The following is a 17010-nucleotide window of genomic DNA, read 5'->3' as shown; positions in this document are numbered from 1 at the left end:
CATGTGGCCAAGCTGGCCCGCCTCCGCTTCCCCCAGTCCCCGGTGCCGCGGGATCTGCACCGGGAGTCGGCCCGTGCCCACGGCCCACGGCTACTCCCCTGCCGGTGCGTGCTCCGCCGCCGCCCGGACGTCGATCTCACGCCAGAAACCCGCCCGGATCGCATAGCGGTCGTGCTCGTCGATCTGGTCGTCCTTGTGCGCCAGCAGACCGAAACGTGCCGCGTACCGCAGCAGTTCGCCGTCGATGCGGTGCGGGATGCGCGGGTACATCGTGGACAGCTTCTGGACATGGCCGTTCTCCGGCAGCCGTTCCATCCAGCGGCGGGCGAAGACCTGACCGACCTCGAAGGGGTCGCCGCCGACGGTGGTGATGTCCTCCTCCCGGTCGGCCCAGCGCTGCTCGGCGCTGGTGAGCTGGGCGAGGGTCGGCAGGGACGCCGTCTCGGGCGACTCGCCCAGCGCGCCCGCGCCGGGGCGTTCGACCCAGCCCTTGTCGGAGGACCAGCGGAGGGTGGCGCTCGCGGGGTGCTGCTGGGGTGCGGCGGGGACCGGGCCGGGGGCGCGCAGGCCCGCCAGGTCCTTGGGCGTCGGCACGCCCTTGGCCGCCGCCGGCGAGGGGCCGGGCTCGGCGCCGTTCGGCGCGGGCTCGGGCCGGGAACCGTTGCGTACGCTCTCGGCCGCCCGCTCCTGGCTCGCGGCGAGCGCGGATTCGGGGAGCGGGGCGGAGAGGATCGCCGCGATCTCGGGGCGGGGCGCGGGCGGCGGCGCGCAGACTCCGCCGACTTCCTTGGCCCGTACGGCCCGGGTGATCCACGCACGGTCCAGGACTCGGCGTTCGTCGGCCTCGGCGACGAGGTCCTCGGACTGGTTGTAGTCGCCGTCGGCCGCCTGGACGGCCCAGAGGTGAACGGCGACGCCGTGTTCCTTCGCGGACATCAGTCCGGGCAGCAGATCCCCGTCCCCGGTGACCAGGACCACGTCCGAGCAGGCGCGGTTTCTGGCCAGTTCGGTCAGTTCGGCGTGCATGGCGGCGTCCACGCCCTTCTGTGCCCAGCGGCCGTCGCTGCGGGTCAGGGCGCCGAGCCGGACCGTCACCCTGGGCATGACGCGCAGCCGCCGGTGTTCGGGCTGCGGCACACGGTCGGGGGCGCCGTCGAACCAGTAGATACGGAGCAGCGGGCGCTCGGTGTCGGTTTCGGCCAGTTCGCGCAGGCCCTGGATGAGGGCGGTGTGGTCGACGGTGATCCGGGAGCGGGCCGGTTCGCCGGCGAGCAGGCTCGCGGCGGCGCCCAGGAGATAGCCGGCGTCCACCAGGACAACGCAGCGGTCCACGCGCTCCACCCTCTTTCGGAAAACTTCGGGGACCGGCCCGGGGTTGTTCCGGGTTTCCTTCGAGTCTGCCCGACCTCGTGGGGCTTGACGGCCGGAACTCGATCATCGGCGTGGCGGAACCCTTATTCAGGCCCTTGACAAGGGCCCTTTACCCACTGCAATGATCCAAAATGCAGTACATCGCCCTATATGTGAATCTGGTCGCGGCCCCAGCCCCTAACCTCCGACGGAGGCACACCATGGCCAAGAACAAGAATCGCAAGGATCGTCAGCAGGATCGCGCGTCGCGGTCCGAACGCGGCCAGGAGCAGTCGAAGTCCACCGCCTACGACTCCCAGACCCAGTCGCAGTCCCAGGCCCAGGGCAGCCCGGCGGACGTCGCGCGCAAGCACCAGCGGCGCTTCGGCCACAACTGATCGCGCCTGAAGCAGCGGAAGGGGCACGCCCGGCGGGCGCGCCCCTTCCGCGTACAGCGCCACAGAGGTACCGGGCGGGAGCGGCACCTCTGTGGTGCGGAGGTTCGGGTGTGCGGGGTTCTGCGGTGGTGCGGGGTTCTGCGGTGACGCGATGTCGCGAAGTGTCGCGGTGCTTCAGCCGGCCAGGCAGGAGGGGCCGAGCAGCACCTTCAGATCACCGAAGAGCGCCGGGTCGGCCTGCACCCGGTGGCGGTCGAGCCGGAGCACCGTGGTGGTGCGGGGGCCCTGGAGCTTGATCCGCACCTCGGTGTTGCCCTTGTGATGGCTGAGAATCTCCCCGAGCCTGCTGACCATCGGCGGGGTCACCTTCACCGTCGGGATGGTGACGACCACGGGCGCGTTGGTGCCCGCGGAGGAGAGGTCGGGGACCATCAGCTCCATGGCGACGAGACGGGGCACGTCCTCGCGCTTGTCGAGGCGGCCCTTGACGAAGACGACGGTGTCCTCGACGAGTTGGGTGGAGACGAGCTGGTAGGTCGCCGGGAAGAACATGCACTCGATGGAGCCGGCCAGGTCCTCCACGGTCGCGATGGCCCAGGCGTTGCCCTGTTTGGTCATCTTGCGCTGGAGTCCGGAGATGATGCCGCCGATGGTGACCACCGCGCCGTCCGCGTGCTCACCGCCCGTGAGCTGGGAGATCGACGCGTCCGACTTGTCCGACAGGACGTGTTCGATACCGAAGAGCGGATGGTCGGAGACATACAGGCCGAGCATCTCGCGCTCCTGCGCCAGGAGATAGGACTTGTCCCACTCCACATCGGAGAACTCGACGTCGAGGCCGAAGCCCGGCTCGTCGCCGGTCTCCTCGCCCATGCCGCCGAAGAGGTCGAACTGCCCCTCGGCCTCCTTGCGCTTGACGGCGACCACATTGTCGATCATGGGTTCGTGGTGGGCGACCAGTCCCTTGCGGGTATGGCCCATCTCGTCGAACGCGCCTGCCTTGATCAGCGACTCGACGGTCCGCTTGTTGCAGACGACCGCCTCGACCTTGTCGAGGAAGTCGGGGAAGGAGGCGTACTTGCCCTTGGCCTTGCGGCAGCGGATGACCGAGTCGACGACGTTCGTACCGACGTTGCGGACGGCGGAGAGGCCGAAGAGGATGACGTCGTCGCCCTGGGCGGCGAAGTTCGCCTGCGATTCATTGACATTGGGCGGCAGAACCTTGATGCCCATACGGCGGCATTCGTTCAGATAGACGGCCGACTTGTCCTTGTCGTCCTTCACCGAGGTCAGCAGCGCCGCCATGTACTCGGCAGGGTAATTGGCCTTCAGATACGCGGTCCAGTAGGTGACCAGGCCGTACGCGGAGGAGTGGGCCTTGTTGAAGGCGTATCCGGCGAAGGGCACCAGAACGTCCCACAGGGCCTGGATCGCCTCGTCAGAATAGTTGTTCTTACGCGCGCCGGACTGGAAAATGGTGAAGTTCTTCGCCAGTTCCTCGGGCTTCTTCTTGCCCATGACGCGGCGGAGAATGTCGGCTTCACCCAGCGAATAGCCCGCGATGATCTGGGCGGCCTTCTGCACCTGCTCCTGATAGACGATCAGGCCGTAGGTGATGTCGAGGATCTCCTTGAGGGGTTCCTCCAGCTCGGGGTGGATCGGGGTGATCTCCTGCTGCTTGTTCTTCCGCAGCGCGTAGTTCGTATGGGAGTTCATTCCCATCGGGCCCGGACGGTACAGGGCCGATACGGCGGAAATGTCCTCGAAGTTGTCGGGCTTCATCAGCCGCAGCAGTGAGCGCATGGGCCCGCCGTCGAACTGGAAGACACCGAGAGTGTCTCCCCGGCAGAGCAGTTCGTAGGTCTTCGGGTCGTCCAGCGGAAGGGAGAGCAGATCCAGTTCGACGCCGTTGTTCGCCTTCACCATCTTCACGGCGTCGTCCATGATGGTGAGGTTGCGCAGGCCCAGGAAGTCCATCTTCAGCAGGCCGAGCGACTCGCACTGCGGGTAGTCCCACTGTGTGATGGTGACGCCGTCGGTGTGGCGGACCCAGACCGGAGCGTGGTCGACGATGGGCTCGCTGGACATGATGACGCCGGCGGCGTGGACGCCCATCTGCCGGACCAGGCCCTCCACGCCCTTGGCCGTGTCGATGACCTTCTTCACGTCCGGCTCGTTCTCGTACATCGCCCGGATCTCGCCGGCCTCGCTGTAGCGCGGGTGCGAGGAGTCGGTGATTCCGGAGAGGTCGATTCCCTTGCCGAGCACATCGGCGGGCATGGCCTTGGTGAGCCGGTCGCCCATCGCGTACGGATATCCGAGAACGCGCGCCGAGTCCTTGATCGCGTTCTTCGCCTTGATCTTTCCGTAGGTGCCGATCATGGCGACCTTGTCCGCGCCGTACTTCTCCGTCACATACCGGATCACCTCGACGCGCCTGCGCTCGTCGAAGTCGATGTCGACGTCGGGCATCGAGATGCGCTCGGGGTTCAGAAACCGCTCGAAGATCAGTCCGTGCTCGATCGGGTCGAGGTCGGTGATGCCCATCGCGTACGCGACGATGGAACCGGCGGCGGATCCTCGGCCGGGGCCGACGGCGATGCCGTTGTTCTTCGCCCACATGATGAAGTCGGCGACCACGAGGAAGTACCCCGGGAACCCCATCTTGATGATGACGTCCATCTCGTACTCCGCCTGCTGCTGGCGGTCCTCGGGGACGCCGCCCGGGAAGCGGCGGCCCATGCCGACCCGAACCTCTTCCTGGAACCAGGTGACCTCGGTGAAGCCGTCGGGGATGTCGAACTTCGGCATGAGGTTCCGCGCCTCGAACATGCCCGCGGTGTCGATCTGCTCCGCGACCAGGAGCGTGTTGCGGCAGCCCTCCTGCCAGGCGTCCGACGCGTCCACCGCGTACATCTCGTCCGTCGACTTCAGGTAGTAGCCCGTGCCGTCGAACCGGAACCGGTCCGGATCCGACAGGTTCTTCCCGGTCTGGATGCACAGCAGCGCGTCGTGCGCCGTCGCCTCGTGCGCGTAGGTGTAGTGGGAGTCGTTCGTCACCAGCGGCGGGATTCCGAGCTTCTTCCCGATCTCCAGCAGCCCGTCCCGCACCCTGCGCTCGATCTCGATGCCGTGGTCCATCAGCTCCAGGAAGTACCGGCCCTTGCCGAAGATGTCCTGGTAGTCGGAGGCCGCCTTCAGCGCCTCGTCGAACTGGCCGAGCCGCAGCCTGGTCTGCAGTTCACCCGACGGACAGCCCGTGGAGGCGATCAGCCCTTCCGACCACTGGGCGATGGTCTCCTTGTCCATCCGCGGCCACTTCTGCAGCCAGCCCTCCGCATACGCGTCCGAGGAGAGCCGGAACAGATTGTGCAAGCCGGTCTTGTTCGCCGCCCAGATCGTCTTATGCGTATAACCACCGGAACCGGACACGTCGTCCCGCTTCTGGTGCGGCTGTCCCCACTGGATCTTCCGCTTGTTGCGCCGGGACTCGGGGGCGACGTACGCCTCGATCCCGATGATCGGCGTCACCCCCGCCTTCACCGCCTGATGGAAGAAGTCGTACGCGCCGTGCAGATTGCCGTGATCCGTCATCGCGATGTGCGACATGCCCATCTCATTGCACGCGGCGAACATGTCCTTCAGCCGCGCCGCACCGTCGAGCAGCGAGTACTGAGTGTGCACATGCAGATGCGTGAACGGCGGTTTGGTCACGGCGGGGGCCTCCAGAGATCGGACAGTGACGGGCGGCGAACCGTCGGGGGGACAGCCACGAAGTCTACGACTCCCCACCGACACGGGCCGGGCACTCCGGGCCGACTCCGGGCGTTGGAGAGGACGGCAGCACCCTCCCCCGGCCCCAGGGCCGGGGGAGCCACATTCCCGTAGTCCCGCCCCGCACCAGGAGGCACGCAGCGATGCCGGTACCGCACCCCGCCGAGGTCACGGCCGAAGAGCGCGGCGAGCAGATTCTCGCCGTATTCAAGGCCGCCTTCGGCGAACTCCTGGCCGCCGATCCGGCCGCCTTCCGGGTCAAGTTCCGGAAGATGGCGGCCTCGGCGTTCGCCTTCTACCGGGGTACGGCCTGTCTGTTCTACAGCGATCTCGAACAGGAGCACGCCGGGCGTGGCGACGGGGCGATCGAGAGCGGGCCGTATCTGGACGAACGCACCAGCCGGGTCTGGATCCACGGCGATCTCCACGCGGAGAACTTCGGCACGTACATGGACGCCAACGGCCGGCTGATCTTCAACGTCAACGACTTCGACGAGGCATACGTCGGCCCGTTCACCTGGGATCTGAAGCGGTTCGCGGCCTCGCTGGCGCTGATCGGCTACACCAAGGCGCTCAGCGACGAGCAGATCAGCGAGCTGGTGCGGATCTACGCGGCGGCCTACCGCGAGCGCATCCACGCCCTGGCCACCGGCGTCAGGAGCGGCGGTTCGACCGAACTGCCGCCCTTCACCCTGGACACCGCCGAGGGCCCCCTGCTGGACGCGCTGCGCGACGCGCGGTCGCTGACCCGGTTCTCGCTGCTGGACTCCATGACCGAGATCCGGGACTTCGAGCGGCGCTTCGCCTCGGGGGGCGGCTCGATCGAACTGGACGCGGCCACCCGCTACAAGGTGCTGGCGGCCTTCGACGGCTATCTGGAGACGCTGCCGGAGTCGAGTCTGACCCGGCCCGACTCGTACCGGGTCAAGGACGTCGTGGGCAGGCGCGGCATCGGGATCGGGTCCGCCGGGCTGCCGTCGTACAACATCCTGCTGGAGGGCAACAGCGACGCCCTGGAGAACGACGTCGTGATCTATATGAAGCAGGCGCAGACGCCCGCGGTCTCCCTGCACATCGACGACCCGGCCGTGCGGGGCTACTTCCTCCACGAGGGCCACCGCACGGTGATCTCGCAGCGCGCCCTGCAGGACCACGCCGACCCCTGGCTGGGCTGGACCGAACTGGACGGCTCCGGTCAGCTGGTGGCCGAGGTCTCGCCGTACGCGGTGGATCTGGACTGGTCGGACATCGACGACCCGGAGGAGATCGCGGCCGTCGTCGCCGACCTCGGCCGGGCCACGGCCACCATGCACGGCGCGGCGGACGACGAGAGCGGCCACTCGCTGGTGCCGTTCTCCACGGAGCGGGCCATCGACGCGGCGATCGCGGCCCATGACGACGAGGGGGCCGGTTTCGCGGATCTCCTGGTGGACTTCGCGCACGACTACGGCGCCAGGGCCCGCCTCGACCACCAGATCTTCGTGGATCTGTTCCGCAACGGCCGGATACCCGGCCTGTAGGGCTCCTCGGCACTCCTCAAGGCCCGCGTCTCAGGGGCTCCGCACATCAAGGGGCTCCGCGTTAAGGCTCCTCTCAGGGACCCATGGCACACTCGCAGACAATGGACGTATCGGGAATGCAGCTCAGGGCGCTGCGGGCGGCGATCTTCACGGCACTGGTCGTGACGCTGTCCGCGGGCTCTCACGTGCTGCTCTCCCAGGCCCCGCTGCCGTGGACCACGGTCGCGGGGCTGTCGGCGGGCGTCTTCGCCGTCGCGTACGCCCTCGCCGGCCGTGAGCGCGGCTACTGGCGGATCGCGAGTCTGCTCGTCCCGCTGGAGCTGGCCGCCGACACGGTCTTCAACGGCAGCCAGGACGTCTGTTACGGCCCCGGCGGCGGGCCGGTCACCGGGTCGCTGCGGGCCATCGGCCTGGACGTGCTGTGCGGCGGGGGCGGTGTCGGCGGTCAGCTGCCGGGGGTGGCCGCGGCCGGAGGCGGCGCGACGGCTCTGCTGAATCCCGCCGATCCGGCGCTGCCGTGGATGCTGCTCGCCGCGCATGTGTCGGTCGGGCTGCTCGCCGCCGCCTGGCTGTGGCACGGCGAGGCCGCCCTGGCGGGTCTGGTGCGCACGGTGAGCGCCTTCACGTTCCGGCCGCTGCTGCTGGCCGTGGCCGCGGTGGCGGCGGTGCACCGGCCCCCGCGGCGCGCGGTGCGTTCCGTACCGCGGCACACCGTCTCCCGCACCCTTCTGCTGGTGCACGCCCTCGGACGGCGGGGTCCCCCGCGGCCGGCGGCGGCGCTCGCCCCGGGCGTCTGAGCGCCCGGCCTCTCGAAGGCCCGGACCTCCGCGCGCCGGTCGCCGGTGTCATGAGCCGGTGAGCCGCCCCTCGGCAGCGCGCTGAGGAGCCCTCGGGCCACCGAGCCTCCGGCTGCCATCGAGCCAGAGCGCGTGCCTTCGGCCGTCCGGCGTTCCCCGGCGTTCCCCGGCGTACGAGCCGTGCCCTCGCGCCCTCGGCCCGTGCCGCGCGGCCCCGAGACGCCCCCGCGCCCGCTTTCTTCCGCGTCTCCCCGTCCCCCCATATCCCCCCGTCCCCCCCGTATCTCCCCGATACGTCGTCTCACGGAGTGAATCAGCATGAGTGCACGCAACAGCAAGGCCAACAAAGCCGCCGCCCGCGAGCGGCTGCGTCTGGAGCGCGAGCGCCAGGCCAAGAAGGAGCGAACCCGCCGGCAGCTCATCGTCGCCGGTTCGACGGTCCTGGTCCTGGCGCTCGCCGGCGGCGTCGGCTACGGCGTGATGCAGGCCAACAAGCCCAGCCACTGGGAATCGGCGAAGGACGCAAAGACCGTCACCGCGCCCAAGAACACCACGGGCGAGAACGGCACGACCGTCGTCATCGGCAAGCCCGAGGCGAAGAAGACGCTGGAGCTGTACGAGGACTCCCGCTGCCCGGTCTGCGCGACCTTCGAGCAGGGAGTCGGCGAAACCGTCAAGAAGGACGTCGCCGACGGCAAGTACAAGGTCCGGTACATCGGCGCGACCTTCATCGACAACATGGACCAGGGCGAGGGCTCGAAGAACGCGCTCAGCGCGCTGGGCGCGGCGCTCAATGTGAGCCCCGAGGCGTTCACGGACTACAAGGCCGCGATCTACTCGAAGCAGTTCCACCCCGAGGAGAGCCAGGACAAGTTCGCCAAGGACTCGTACCTCCTGGAGATCGCGGACAGCGTTCCCGCGCTCAAGGGCAACGCCGAGTTCAAGAAGAACGTCGAGAACGGGACGTTCGACGCCTGGGCGATGAAGATGTCGGCGACGTTCTCCAAGAGCGGAGTGGAGGGTACGCCGACGCTGAAGATGGACGGCAAGAAGATCACCGTGGAGGGCTCGGAGAACCCGCCGATGACGGCGGAGCAGTACCGGACCGCGATCGACAAGGCGCTGGCGGCCTGACCGGCGGTGACCGGAGGGGCTCGCCGGCCGCCCCTCCGGTCTCCGCGTCGGCGCGCGAGCCGGTCCGGGGAATCCGTCCGGGTCGGCGAGGCGCGGCCGGGGGCGCGGGATCTGCGGGGCGGCCGGGGGACGGGGTCGGTGGGGGCGCGGGGTCGGCCGGGGCGCGGGGTGGGCGGGGGCGGCTCCCCGGCCGTTCGGCCGCCCGGCCCGGCCGCCCGGCGGTGCGGGCCCCCTCGCAGGGCGCAGTACTTCAGGGCCTGTCTGATGGATCAGGCCGGCCGTTCGTCGCGCAGCGTCTCCAGGAACCCGATGGCCACCCGCCAGGTCTGCTCTGCGGCCTCCTCGTCGTAGTCCGGGAGGCCGGGATCGGTGTAGAGGTGACCGGCCCCCGGATACCGGTAGACCTCGGTGTCGGCTCCCGCCTTCCCCATCCCCAGGTACCACGCCGTCAGCCAGTCATGGGGCTCGAAGGGGTCGGGGTCGGCGATATGGAGCTGTACGGGGAGTTCGTCGACCGACGCGTTCTCGGCGATGTCGGATGTGCCGTGCAACAGCAGCAGCCCGCGCGCCTTCTCATCGCCGAGCGCCAGGGTCTGCGCGATCGAGGCCCCCAGCGAGAAGCCCGCGTACACCAGACCCAGTTCCGAGCGGGCCGCCGCGGCGAGGATCGCCCGTTTGAGCAGTTCGTCCTTCCCGATCTCCTGCTGGTACGCCATGCCCTCCTCCACGGTCTCGAACGTCCTGCCGTCGAACAGATCGGGCGTCCATACCCGATGACCTGCGGCCTCAAGGCGTTCCGCCGCGGATCGCACGGCGGGACGGAGACCGTAGGCCGAATGGAGAAGCATGATGTTCATGAGGTCAGGTTACGTTCGAGGGCATGGAGAACACGCTGCGCCCGTTGATCGTCATCGGCGGCTCGATCGTGCTCACCCTGCTGGTGGGCTGGCTGGTCGACCTGCTGCTGCGGCGGGCCGACGCACGGCACCCCGAGACCCCGCTGTGGGGCCTGCTGCGCCGTGGGCGGCTGCCGCTGCAGGTCGTGCTGGGCACGGCCCTGCTGAGAGGGGCGTACCGGCAGACGGAGATCAGGATCGTCGAGGACCACGAGGCCGGCGTCGGCCGGGTGCTCACCCTGGTCCTGATCGGGGCTTCCGCCTGGTTCGTCGTCAGGATCGCCACGGCCGTCGTCGAGTCCGTCTACAGCCGCTACGCCGCCACCACCCGCGATCCGGCCCGTGTACGCCGGGTGCGTACACAGGTCACTCTGATCCAGCGGGTCGTCGTCGCCGTGGTCGGCGTCGTGGCGGTCGCCGCGATGCTGCTGACCTTTCCCGCGATGCGGGCAGTCGGTACGTCGATGCTGGCGTCGGCGGGTGTCCTCGGCATCGTCGCGGGGATCGCGGCCCAGTCCACGCTGGGCAATCTCTTCGCCGGCCTCCAGATCGCGTTCGGCGACATGGTGCGGATCGGCGACACCGTGGTCGTGGACGGCGAGTGGGGAACGGTCGAGGAGATCACCCTCACCTTTCTCGCCGTACGGACCTGGGACGAGCGGCGGATCACCATGCCGGTCTCGTACTTCACCGGGAAGCCGTTCGAGAACTGGTCGCGCGGCGGTGCGCAGATCACCGGAACCGTCTTCTTCCATCTGGACCACTCCGCCCCGGTGCCCGAGATGCGGGAGAAGCTCCATGACTTCGTCCGTGAGCACCCGGCGTGGGACGGCCGCGGCTGGTCCCTGGCCGTCACCGACACCACGCCTTCGACGATTCAGGTACGCGCCCTGGTCACCGCGAAGGACGCGGACGACCTGTGGACCGTACGGTGCGCGGTGCGGGAGCAGATGATCGCATGGCTGTACGAGAACCATCCGTACGCGCTGCCGCGGATCACCACGGCCGAGGCGGTGGGGCGCGGGGAGTCCCTGGACATTCCGGGCCAGCCTGGGGAACGGGCTCCGCGTACAGGGCGGGGCTGACGTCCCACCGGCTCCGGAGCCGGGGAGTCAAGTGAAGGAGGGTCGAGGGAACGGGCGAGTTGGTGGTGAGGCCCGGTGATCCGGGGCGGGGGTCGTGGGGTCCGGGACCCTCAGTGGCTGCGTTCCGCGCCGCCGTTGACCTGGATGACCTGGGCCGTGATGTGTCCCGCCGCGGACGAGGCGAGCCAGTGCAGGGTCCGCGCGATGTCGCCGGGGTGGGCGACCCGCCCGGTCGCGGTCTCCGCCACCAGGGCGCGGCGGCGATCCTCGGGGAACGGTCCGCCGAAGAACCCGGTCTCCTCCACCAGACCGGGCGCGACCAAGTTCACCGTGACACCGCGCGGCCCGAGATCGCGCGCGAGCCGGAAGGCGTACGGGTGGAGCGCGGCCTTCGACGCCCCGTAGGGCGCGATGCCCGAGCCCCGGTACGCGGCGATCGAGCTGAGGAACAGCACCCGGCCGCCGGGCGTGGCCAGCCGGTCCTTGAGGGCCTCGGTCAGCAGTGCCGCCGTGAGGGTGTTGAGCCGGAAGTTGACCGCCCAGTCGTGCGCGGCGGCTTCCAGCGGGTCGGCTTCCTCGCCACGGGCCTCCAGGCGTCCGTCGCCGCCGGCGCCGTGCACGAGCACGTCGACGGTGCCGTACTCACGCTCGATGAAATCGGCGACCCGGCGCACATCCTCGACCTGGCTGAGGTCGCCCGCACAGTGGCGGGCTCCGGGGATCCGCCCGGCGGCCCGCGCGAGCACCTCCTCGCGCCTGCCGAGCAGCACCACCCGCTCCCTGTCGGCGGCGAACGTCTCCGCCGCCGCGAAGCCGATCCCCGTACCTCCGCCACTGATCACCACGGTGCGTGCCATGCCCGGATCCTACGAGCCGGTAGCAGTACGGCAGCGCAGTACGCGCGGGCCCTCACGATCGGCGGATGCCCTTCCGGCATGCCCTTCCTGCACGTCCGTCCAGCCGCCTTCCGGTACGTCCGTCCGGCACCGGCCCACGCCCGTCCGGAGCGCCCGGCACACGCCCCACGCCGGCCGTCAGCGCAGGCTGCGTACGTCCAGATGCCGCAGCACCCGGTCGACCACCTCGGGGTCGGCACCCGGTTCGCTGCGCGCGGCGAGCACCTCGTGGCGGGCGGCGGACAGCATCTCCCGCTGGATCCGCTGGATGGTCCTGATCCATTCGACGCGCCTGGCGTACCAGTCGCGCCGCTCGTCGTCGACGATGTCCGGGCTGATCCTCGCCCCCACCTCGAACGCCGTCCGGTGCAGCCGCTCGCCGATCTCCTCCGGCAGCTCCTCGACCGCCTCGATCTCCTTGAGGCGGTGTCTGGCCGCCCGCGCGGCCCGTAGCGCGAGACTGTGCTCCAGTTCGCGCTCGGCGCCGGTGTCGGCGCGGACACCGAGCCGCCGGACCAGCCAGGGGAGGGTCAGCCCCTGAAGGAGCAGGGTGGAGAGGATCACCACGAAGGCGATCAGGACGATCTCGTCCCGGCCCGGAAACGGGTCGCCCCGGTCCGTTTGCAGCGGAATGGCGAGGGCGAGGGCGACCGATGCGACGCCCCGTATCCCCGACCACCACATGACGACCGTCTCGCGCCAGCTGAGGGGGATGTCCTCGTCGTAGTCCCGCAGCGTGTGCAGCCGCTTGGCGAGCCAGGTGGCGGGCAGCAGCCACAGCAGCCGTACGACCACGACGACCCCGGTGATCACCGCGCCCCACGCCACCGTCTCGGCTCCGTGGCCGTCCGCCGTGCCGACGACGTTGTGCAGTTCGAGTCCGATGAGGCCGAAGGCGATGCCCGTGACCAGGGTGTCCACGATGCCCCAGAAGGTGCTTCCGGCCAGCCGCCCCATCACGTCGTCCGGGTCGGCGGTGTGCTCGGCGAGGAAGAGCGCGGTGGTGAGGACCGCGAGCACGCCGGAGCCGTGCAGCTCCTCCGCCAGGACATAGCTGACGAACGGCACCATCAGCGAGAGGCCGACCTGAAGCGTGGCGTCGCCGAGGAAGGCGAGCAACTTGTTGGAGAGCCAGCCGAGCGCCAGTCCGACGGCGACGGCCACCACGGCGGAGAGCACGAGCTGTCCGGCGGCGACCGGCAGGGAGAACGTGCCGGTGACCGCCGCGGCGATCGCCACGTGGTACAGCACGATCGCCGTCACATCGTTGAACAGCCCCTCGCCCTCCAGGATGGAGACCAGCCTGCGAGGCAGTCCGAGCCGCCCGGCGACCGCGGTGGCCGCGACCGGGTCGGGCGGCGCGACGAGCGCGCCGAGCGCGACCGCCGCGGCGATCGGGAGTCCGGGCACGATCGCGTTGGCGACGAAGGCGACCGCGGCGGTCGTCACGAAGACCAGGGCGACGGCGAGCAGCAGGATCGGGCGTACGTTGGCGGCGAACTGCCGCCAGGAGGTGCGCTGCACCGACGCGTACAGCAGGGGCGGCAGGACGAGCGGGAGGATGAACTCCGGCGGGACCTCGATGGTCGGCACGAACGGAAGAAACGCGACACCGGCCCCCGCGAGCGTCATCAGCACCGGAGCCGGCAGATCGAGCCGCTCCCCCAGCGGCACCGTCACCACAGCCCCGAGCAACAGCGCGAGCACCAGCGCCATTTGGTCCACGGTGAGCCCTCCGAGGGGTCGCGACCTCCATGATCAGGGGCTCAGCCTGCCACGCGGAATAACCGATTCGCCCCGATTGGGGGTGCGGGTTGCCTGTCGGCGTGGGGTGCGGGTCTGGTTGGGTGCGGGGCGCTGCCGCGGGGGGGCGCGGGGGCTCGTTCGGTGCGGGTTGCCTGCGGGCGCGGGGGGCGCGGGGTCTTGTCCGGTGCGGGTTGCCTGCTGCCGCGAGGGGCGCGGGCACTTGTCGAGTGCGGGTTGCCTGCTGCCGCAGGGGGTGTGGGGGCCTGTTTGGTTCGGGTTCGGGGGTCCTCCGGGCTCGACTCCTCGGGGTCGGCGGCATACAGGCGCTTTCGTCAGGAACCCGGGTTTTGCCGCCGATCCCCTGCGGGGACGACCCTGCACACCCCCTACCGGAGGCGGCAAGAACGGCCCGCCCTCGGGGTTTCCCGGGGGCGCGAAGCTCGAGTCCCTCGGGGCGCCTGCCGTCGCGAGTGGTGCGGGGGCTCGTTGGGTACGGGTTGCCTGCTGCCGCCAGCAGTACGGGCACTCGTTCGGTGCGGGTTGCCCGCTGTCCCCAGTGGTGCGGGGACTCGTTCGGTGCGGGTTGCCCGCTGCCGCAAGGGGCGCGGGCACTCGTCCCGTGCCGGTTCGGGGGTCCTCCGGGCTCGACTCCTCGGGGTCGGCGGCATACAGGCCCAACAGTCACGAACCCCGGACTTGCCGCCGATCCCCTGCGGGGACGACCCTGCACACCCCCTCCCAGAGGACGACAAGAACGGCCCGCCCCCGGGGTTTTCGGGGGATGCGAAACTCGGGCCCTCGGGGCCAAGCAGGCGCACGTGGTGCGGGGGCTCGTGCGGTGCGGGCTACCCGCTGCCGCAAGGGGTGCGGGGGCTCGTTGGGCGCGGAGGGGTGTCCGGTATGGGCGGTTACTCGCTCTCGGCGGCGATCCTGGACAGTGCCCGGTCCAGGTCGTCCGGATACGTGCTCTCGTACTCCACCCACTGGCCATCCGACGGGTGCTCGAATCCCAGTCGTACCGCGTGCAGCCACTGGCGGGTCAGGCCGAGGCGCTTCGCCATCGTCGGATCGGCGCCGTAGGTCAGATCGCCCACGCAAGGATGCCGGTGGGCGGCCATGTGGACGCGGATCTGGTGGGTGCGGCCGGTCTCCAGCTTGATGTCGAGCAGGGAGGCCGCGCGGAACGCCTCCAGCAGGTCGTAGTGCGTCACGGAGGGCTTGCCCTCCGCGGTGACCGCCCACTTGTAGTCGTGGTTCGGGTGGCGTCCGATGGGGGCGTCGATCGTGCCGCTCAGGGGGTCCGGGTGGCCCTGCACGAGCGCGTGGTACCGCTTGTCGACCGTGCGCTCCCGGAACTGCTGCTTCAGCAGGGTGTACGCCCGCTCCGACTTGGCCACCACCATCAGCCCGGACGTTCCGACGTCCAGCCGGTGCACGATGCCCTGGCGCTCGGCCGCGCCCGAGGTGGAGATCCGGTAGCCCGCCGCCGCGAGGCCCCCGATGACCGTGGTCCCGGTCCAGCCGGGGCTCGGGTGCGCGGCCACGCCCACCGGCTTCACGATCACGACGATGTCGTCGTCGTCGTGCACGATCTCCATGCCCTCGACGGGCTCCGCCACGATCTGGACCGGGGCGGGCGCCTGCGGCATCTCGACCTCCAGCCAGGCCCCGCCGTGCACGCGCTCGGACTTCCCGACGACCGAGCCGTCCACCTGCACTTTCCCCGCGGCGGCCAGTTCGGCCGCCTTGGTGCGGGAGAATCCGAACATACGGGAGATGACTGCGTCTACGCGCTCGCCCTCAAGACCGTCGGGTACGGGCAGGGTGCGGGTCTCGGGAAGGATACTCACCCGTCGAGTATGCCTTGCCGCCACAGGTGCCCGAGGCCCCGAGGTCAGTCCCTGTGCACGGTCCCGTCGGGGTCCAGTCCCCGGAAGGAGAGGATCACGATGAGGATGCCTCCGCACACGATGGCGGAGTCGGCGAGGTTGAAGACCGCGAAGTTCGCGGGCGCGATGAAGTCGACCACCGCTCCCTTGAAGACCCCAGGAGCGCGGAAGATCCGGTCCGTCAGGTTGCCGAGCGCCCCGCCGAGCAGCAGCCCGAGCGCGATGGCCCAGGGCAGACTGTAGAGCTTGCGGGCCAACCGGATGATCACCACGATCACCGTCGCCGCGATCACCGTGAAGATCACGGTGAACGCCTCGCCGATACCGAAGGCCGCGCCCGCGTTCCGTACCGCCTCGAACCTCAGCAGATCGCCGATGACCTCGATCGGCGCATGGTGCTCCAGCCTGGCCACCACGATCATCTTGGTGACGAGGTCGATCAGGTACGCCACGACCGCCACACCGAAGAGCGCGGCGATCTTCCGCTTGCCCTTGGGCCGCTCGGCGGGCGCCGCGGCCTCGTCGTCAACATCTGGCGTACCGATGACGCGCTCCGCCTCTGCCACGTGAGTCCTTCAACCTAGGTGCATGACTGAGCACGAGGGTACGTCACAGCTACGGCCTCAGCCCCGTCGCTCCTGCTTCTGTTTGCACTCCACACACAGGGTGGCGCGCGGGAACGCCTGCATCCTGGCCTTGCCGATGGGTTTGCCGCAGTTCTCGCAGATCCCGTAGGTGCCGGCGTCGAGACGCAGCAAGGCACGCTCGGTCTGCTCCAGCATCTCCCGCGCGTTCGCCGCGAGCGACAGTTCGTGTTCACGGGTGATGTTCTTGGTTCCGGTATCGGCGTCGTCGTCGCCCGCCCCGTCGCCGGAGTCCCTCATCAGCCCGGTCAGGGCCGCCTCGGAGGCTGCCAGCTCGGTGCTGAGCCGCGTCGCCTCGCTCTCCAGCGACGTACGCGCCTCGGCGACCTCCTCCGGGGTCCACGGGTCTTCGCCGGGCCGTACCGCGAGGTCTTCCGGGGGCACCGCAGACCCTAGGGCCGTGGGCGCCGCCGGGCTCTCCCCGACCGCCACCGTCTTCTTCGCTCCCACTGGTCTGGCTCCTGTCAGCTTGGCCGCAACCTTCTTCGCGGGTGTTTTCTTGGCGGGTGTCTTCTTGGCCGGTGTCTTCTTGGCCGCGATCTTCTTCGCGGGTGCCTTTTGGGCCGGTGTCTTCTTCGCGGGCGCCTTCTTCGCGGGTGTTCTCTTCGCCGTCGGCTTCTTCACGGGTGTCCCGGCGGACGGCTCTCCCGCCGCCGCCTCATCGGCGGGCTCGGGCGGCTTCCCGGCGGCGGTGCCCTTCTTTCCGCCCCTGCCCTCGGCCGCCGCCCCGGTGGCGGCGGATCTCGCGGACGCCGGCTTCCGTCCGACGGTCTTCTTCGCCACCATGGCCGCGACCCCTTCACATATTGTGATCTTGCTCGCGAATCGTGCTGGGACGATAAATCGACCTCAGCCCCGCGGCAAACGGGGCACGCCGCCGG

The 17010-nt window shown here is 69.8% G+C and carries 13 protein-coding genes; 5 read left to right on the top strand and 8 right to left on the bottom strand.

What is annotated here, in order from left to right:
- Positions 1–90: 90 nt before the first annotated feature.
- Entirely contained in the window at positions 91–1341 is a 1251-nt protein-coding gene (locus tag ACWEFL_RS32990) for an NYN domain-containing protein (RefSeq protein ID WP_451719962.1), read from the bottom strand.
- A gap of 230 nt (positions 1342–1571) precedes the next feature.
- Here ACWEFL_RS32990 and ACWEFL_RS32985 point away from each other — a divergent pair, with 230 nt between their 5' ends.
- Positions 1572–1748 (top strand): hypothetical protein, encoded by a 177-nt coding sequence (locus tag ACWEFL_RS32985; protein ID WP_451719960.1) that lies wholly within the window; start codon positions 1572–1574, stop codon positions 1746–1748.
- 174 nt (positions 1749–1922) lie between these two features.
- Here the strand turns inward: ACWEFL_RS32985 and dnaE are convergent, their stop codons facing one another.
- On the bottom strand, positions 1923–5462 hold the full coding sequence (dnaE, locus tag ACWEFL_RS32980) for a DNA polymerase III subunit alpha (protein ID WP_451719958.1): 3540 nt from the start codon (positions 5460–5462) through the stop codon (positions 1923–1925).
- 203 nt (positions 5463–5665) lie between these two features.
- On the opposite strand from dnaE, the gene ACWEFL_RS32975 reads away from it, so the two are divergent.
- The 3 genes from ACWEFL_RS32975 (at position 5666) to ACWEFL_RS32965 (ending at position 8973) form a co-directional block, all read left to right on the top strand.
- Positions 5666–7042 (top strand): DUF2252 domain-containing protein, encoded by a 1377-nt coding sequence (locus ACWEFL_RS32975; protein ID WP_451719956.1) that lies wholly within the window; start codon positions 5666–5668, stop codon positions 7040–7042.
- Positions 7043–7143: 101 nt separating this feature from the next.
- On the top strand, positions 7144–7839 hold the full coding sequence (locus tag ACWEFL_RS32970) for a hypothetical protein (protein WP_451719953.1): 696 nt from the start codon (positions 7144–7146) through the stop codon (positions 7837–7839).
- A gap of 318 nt (positions 7840–8157) precedes the next feature.
- The gene (locus ACWEFL_RS32965) at positions 8158–8973 is read left to right on the top strand and encodes a DsbA family protein (RefSeq protein WP_451719951.1); all 816 of its coding nucleotides are present in this window, start codon (positions 8158–8160) and stop codon (positions 8971–8973) included.
- 269 nt (positions 8974–9242) lie between these two features.
- Here the strand turns inward: ACWEFL_RS32965 and ACWEFL_RS32960 are convergent, their stop codons facing one another.
- Positions 9243–9830 carry a dienelactone hydrolase family protein gene (locus ACWEFL_RS32960; RefSeq protein WP_451719948.1) on the bottom strand — a complete coding sequence of 196 codons (588 nt, stop codon included), beginning with the start codon at positions 9828–9830 and terminating at the stop codon, positions 9243–9245.
- Positions 9831–9853: 23 nt separating this feature from the next.
- Here ACWEFL_RS32960 and ACWEFL_RS32955 point away from each other — a divergent pair, with 23 nt between their 5' ends.
- Positions 9854–10954, top strand: coding sequence for a mechanosensitive ion channel family protein (locus ACWEFL_RS32955; RefSeq protein WP_451719946.1), 1101 nt, complete (start codon positions 9854–9856; stop codon positions 10952–10954).
- 110 nt (positions 10955–11064) lie between these two features.
- Here the strand turns inward: ACWEFL_RS32955 and ACWEFL_RS32950 are convergent, their stop codons facing one another.
- The 5 genes from ACWEFL_RS32950 to ACWEFL_RS32930 form a co-directional block, all read right to left on the bottom strand.
- A complete protein-coding gene (locus ACWEFL_RS32950) occupies positions 11065–11811 on the bottom strand; it encodes an SDR family NAD(P)-dependent oxidoreductase (RefSeq protein WP_451719943.1) in 747 nt (248 codons plus the stop codon).
- Between the two features lie 177 nt (positions 11812–11988).
- Entirely contained in the window at positions 11989–13575 is a 1587-nt protein-coding gene (locus tag ACWEFL_RS32945; protein WP_451719940.1) for a Na+/H+ antiporter, read from the bottom strand.
- 929 nt (positions 13576–14504) lie between these two features.
- Entirely contained in the window at positions 14505–15446 is a 942-nt protein-coding gene (locus ACWEFL_RS32940) for an RluA family pseudouridine synthase (protein ID WP_451719937.1), read from the bottom strand.
- A gap of 44 nt (positions 15447–15490) precedes the next feature.
- Complete coding sequence (lspA, locus tag ACWEFL_RS32935) at positions 15491–16051, bottom strand: signal peptidase II (RefSeq protein ID WP_451719935.1); 561 nt, start codon at positions 16049–16051, stop codon at positions 15491–15493.
- 57 nt (positions 16052–16108) lie between these two features.
- Entirely contained in the window at positions 16109–16915 is an 807-nt protein-coding gene (locus ACWEFL_RS32930) for a TraR/DksA C4-type zinc finger protein (RefSeq protein ID WP_451719932.1), read from the bottom strand.
- Positions 16916–17010 lie beyond the last annotated feature (95 nt).

Source organism: Streptomyces sp. NPDC004838 (assembly GCF_053600955.1).
The sequence above is the reverse complement of the archived record's forward strand: the minus strand, read 5'-3'. Positions and strand labels throughout refer to the sequence as shown.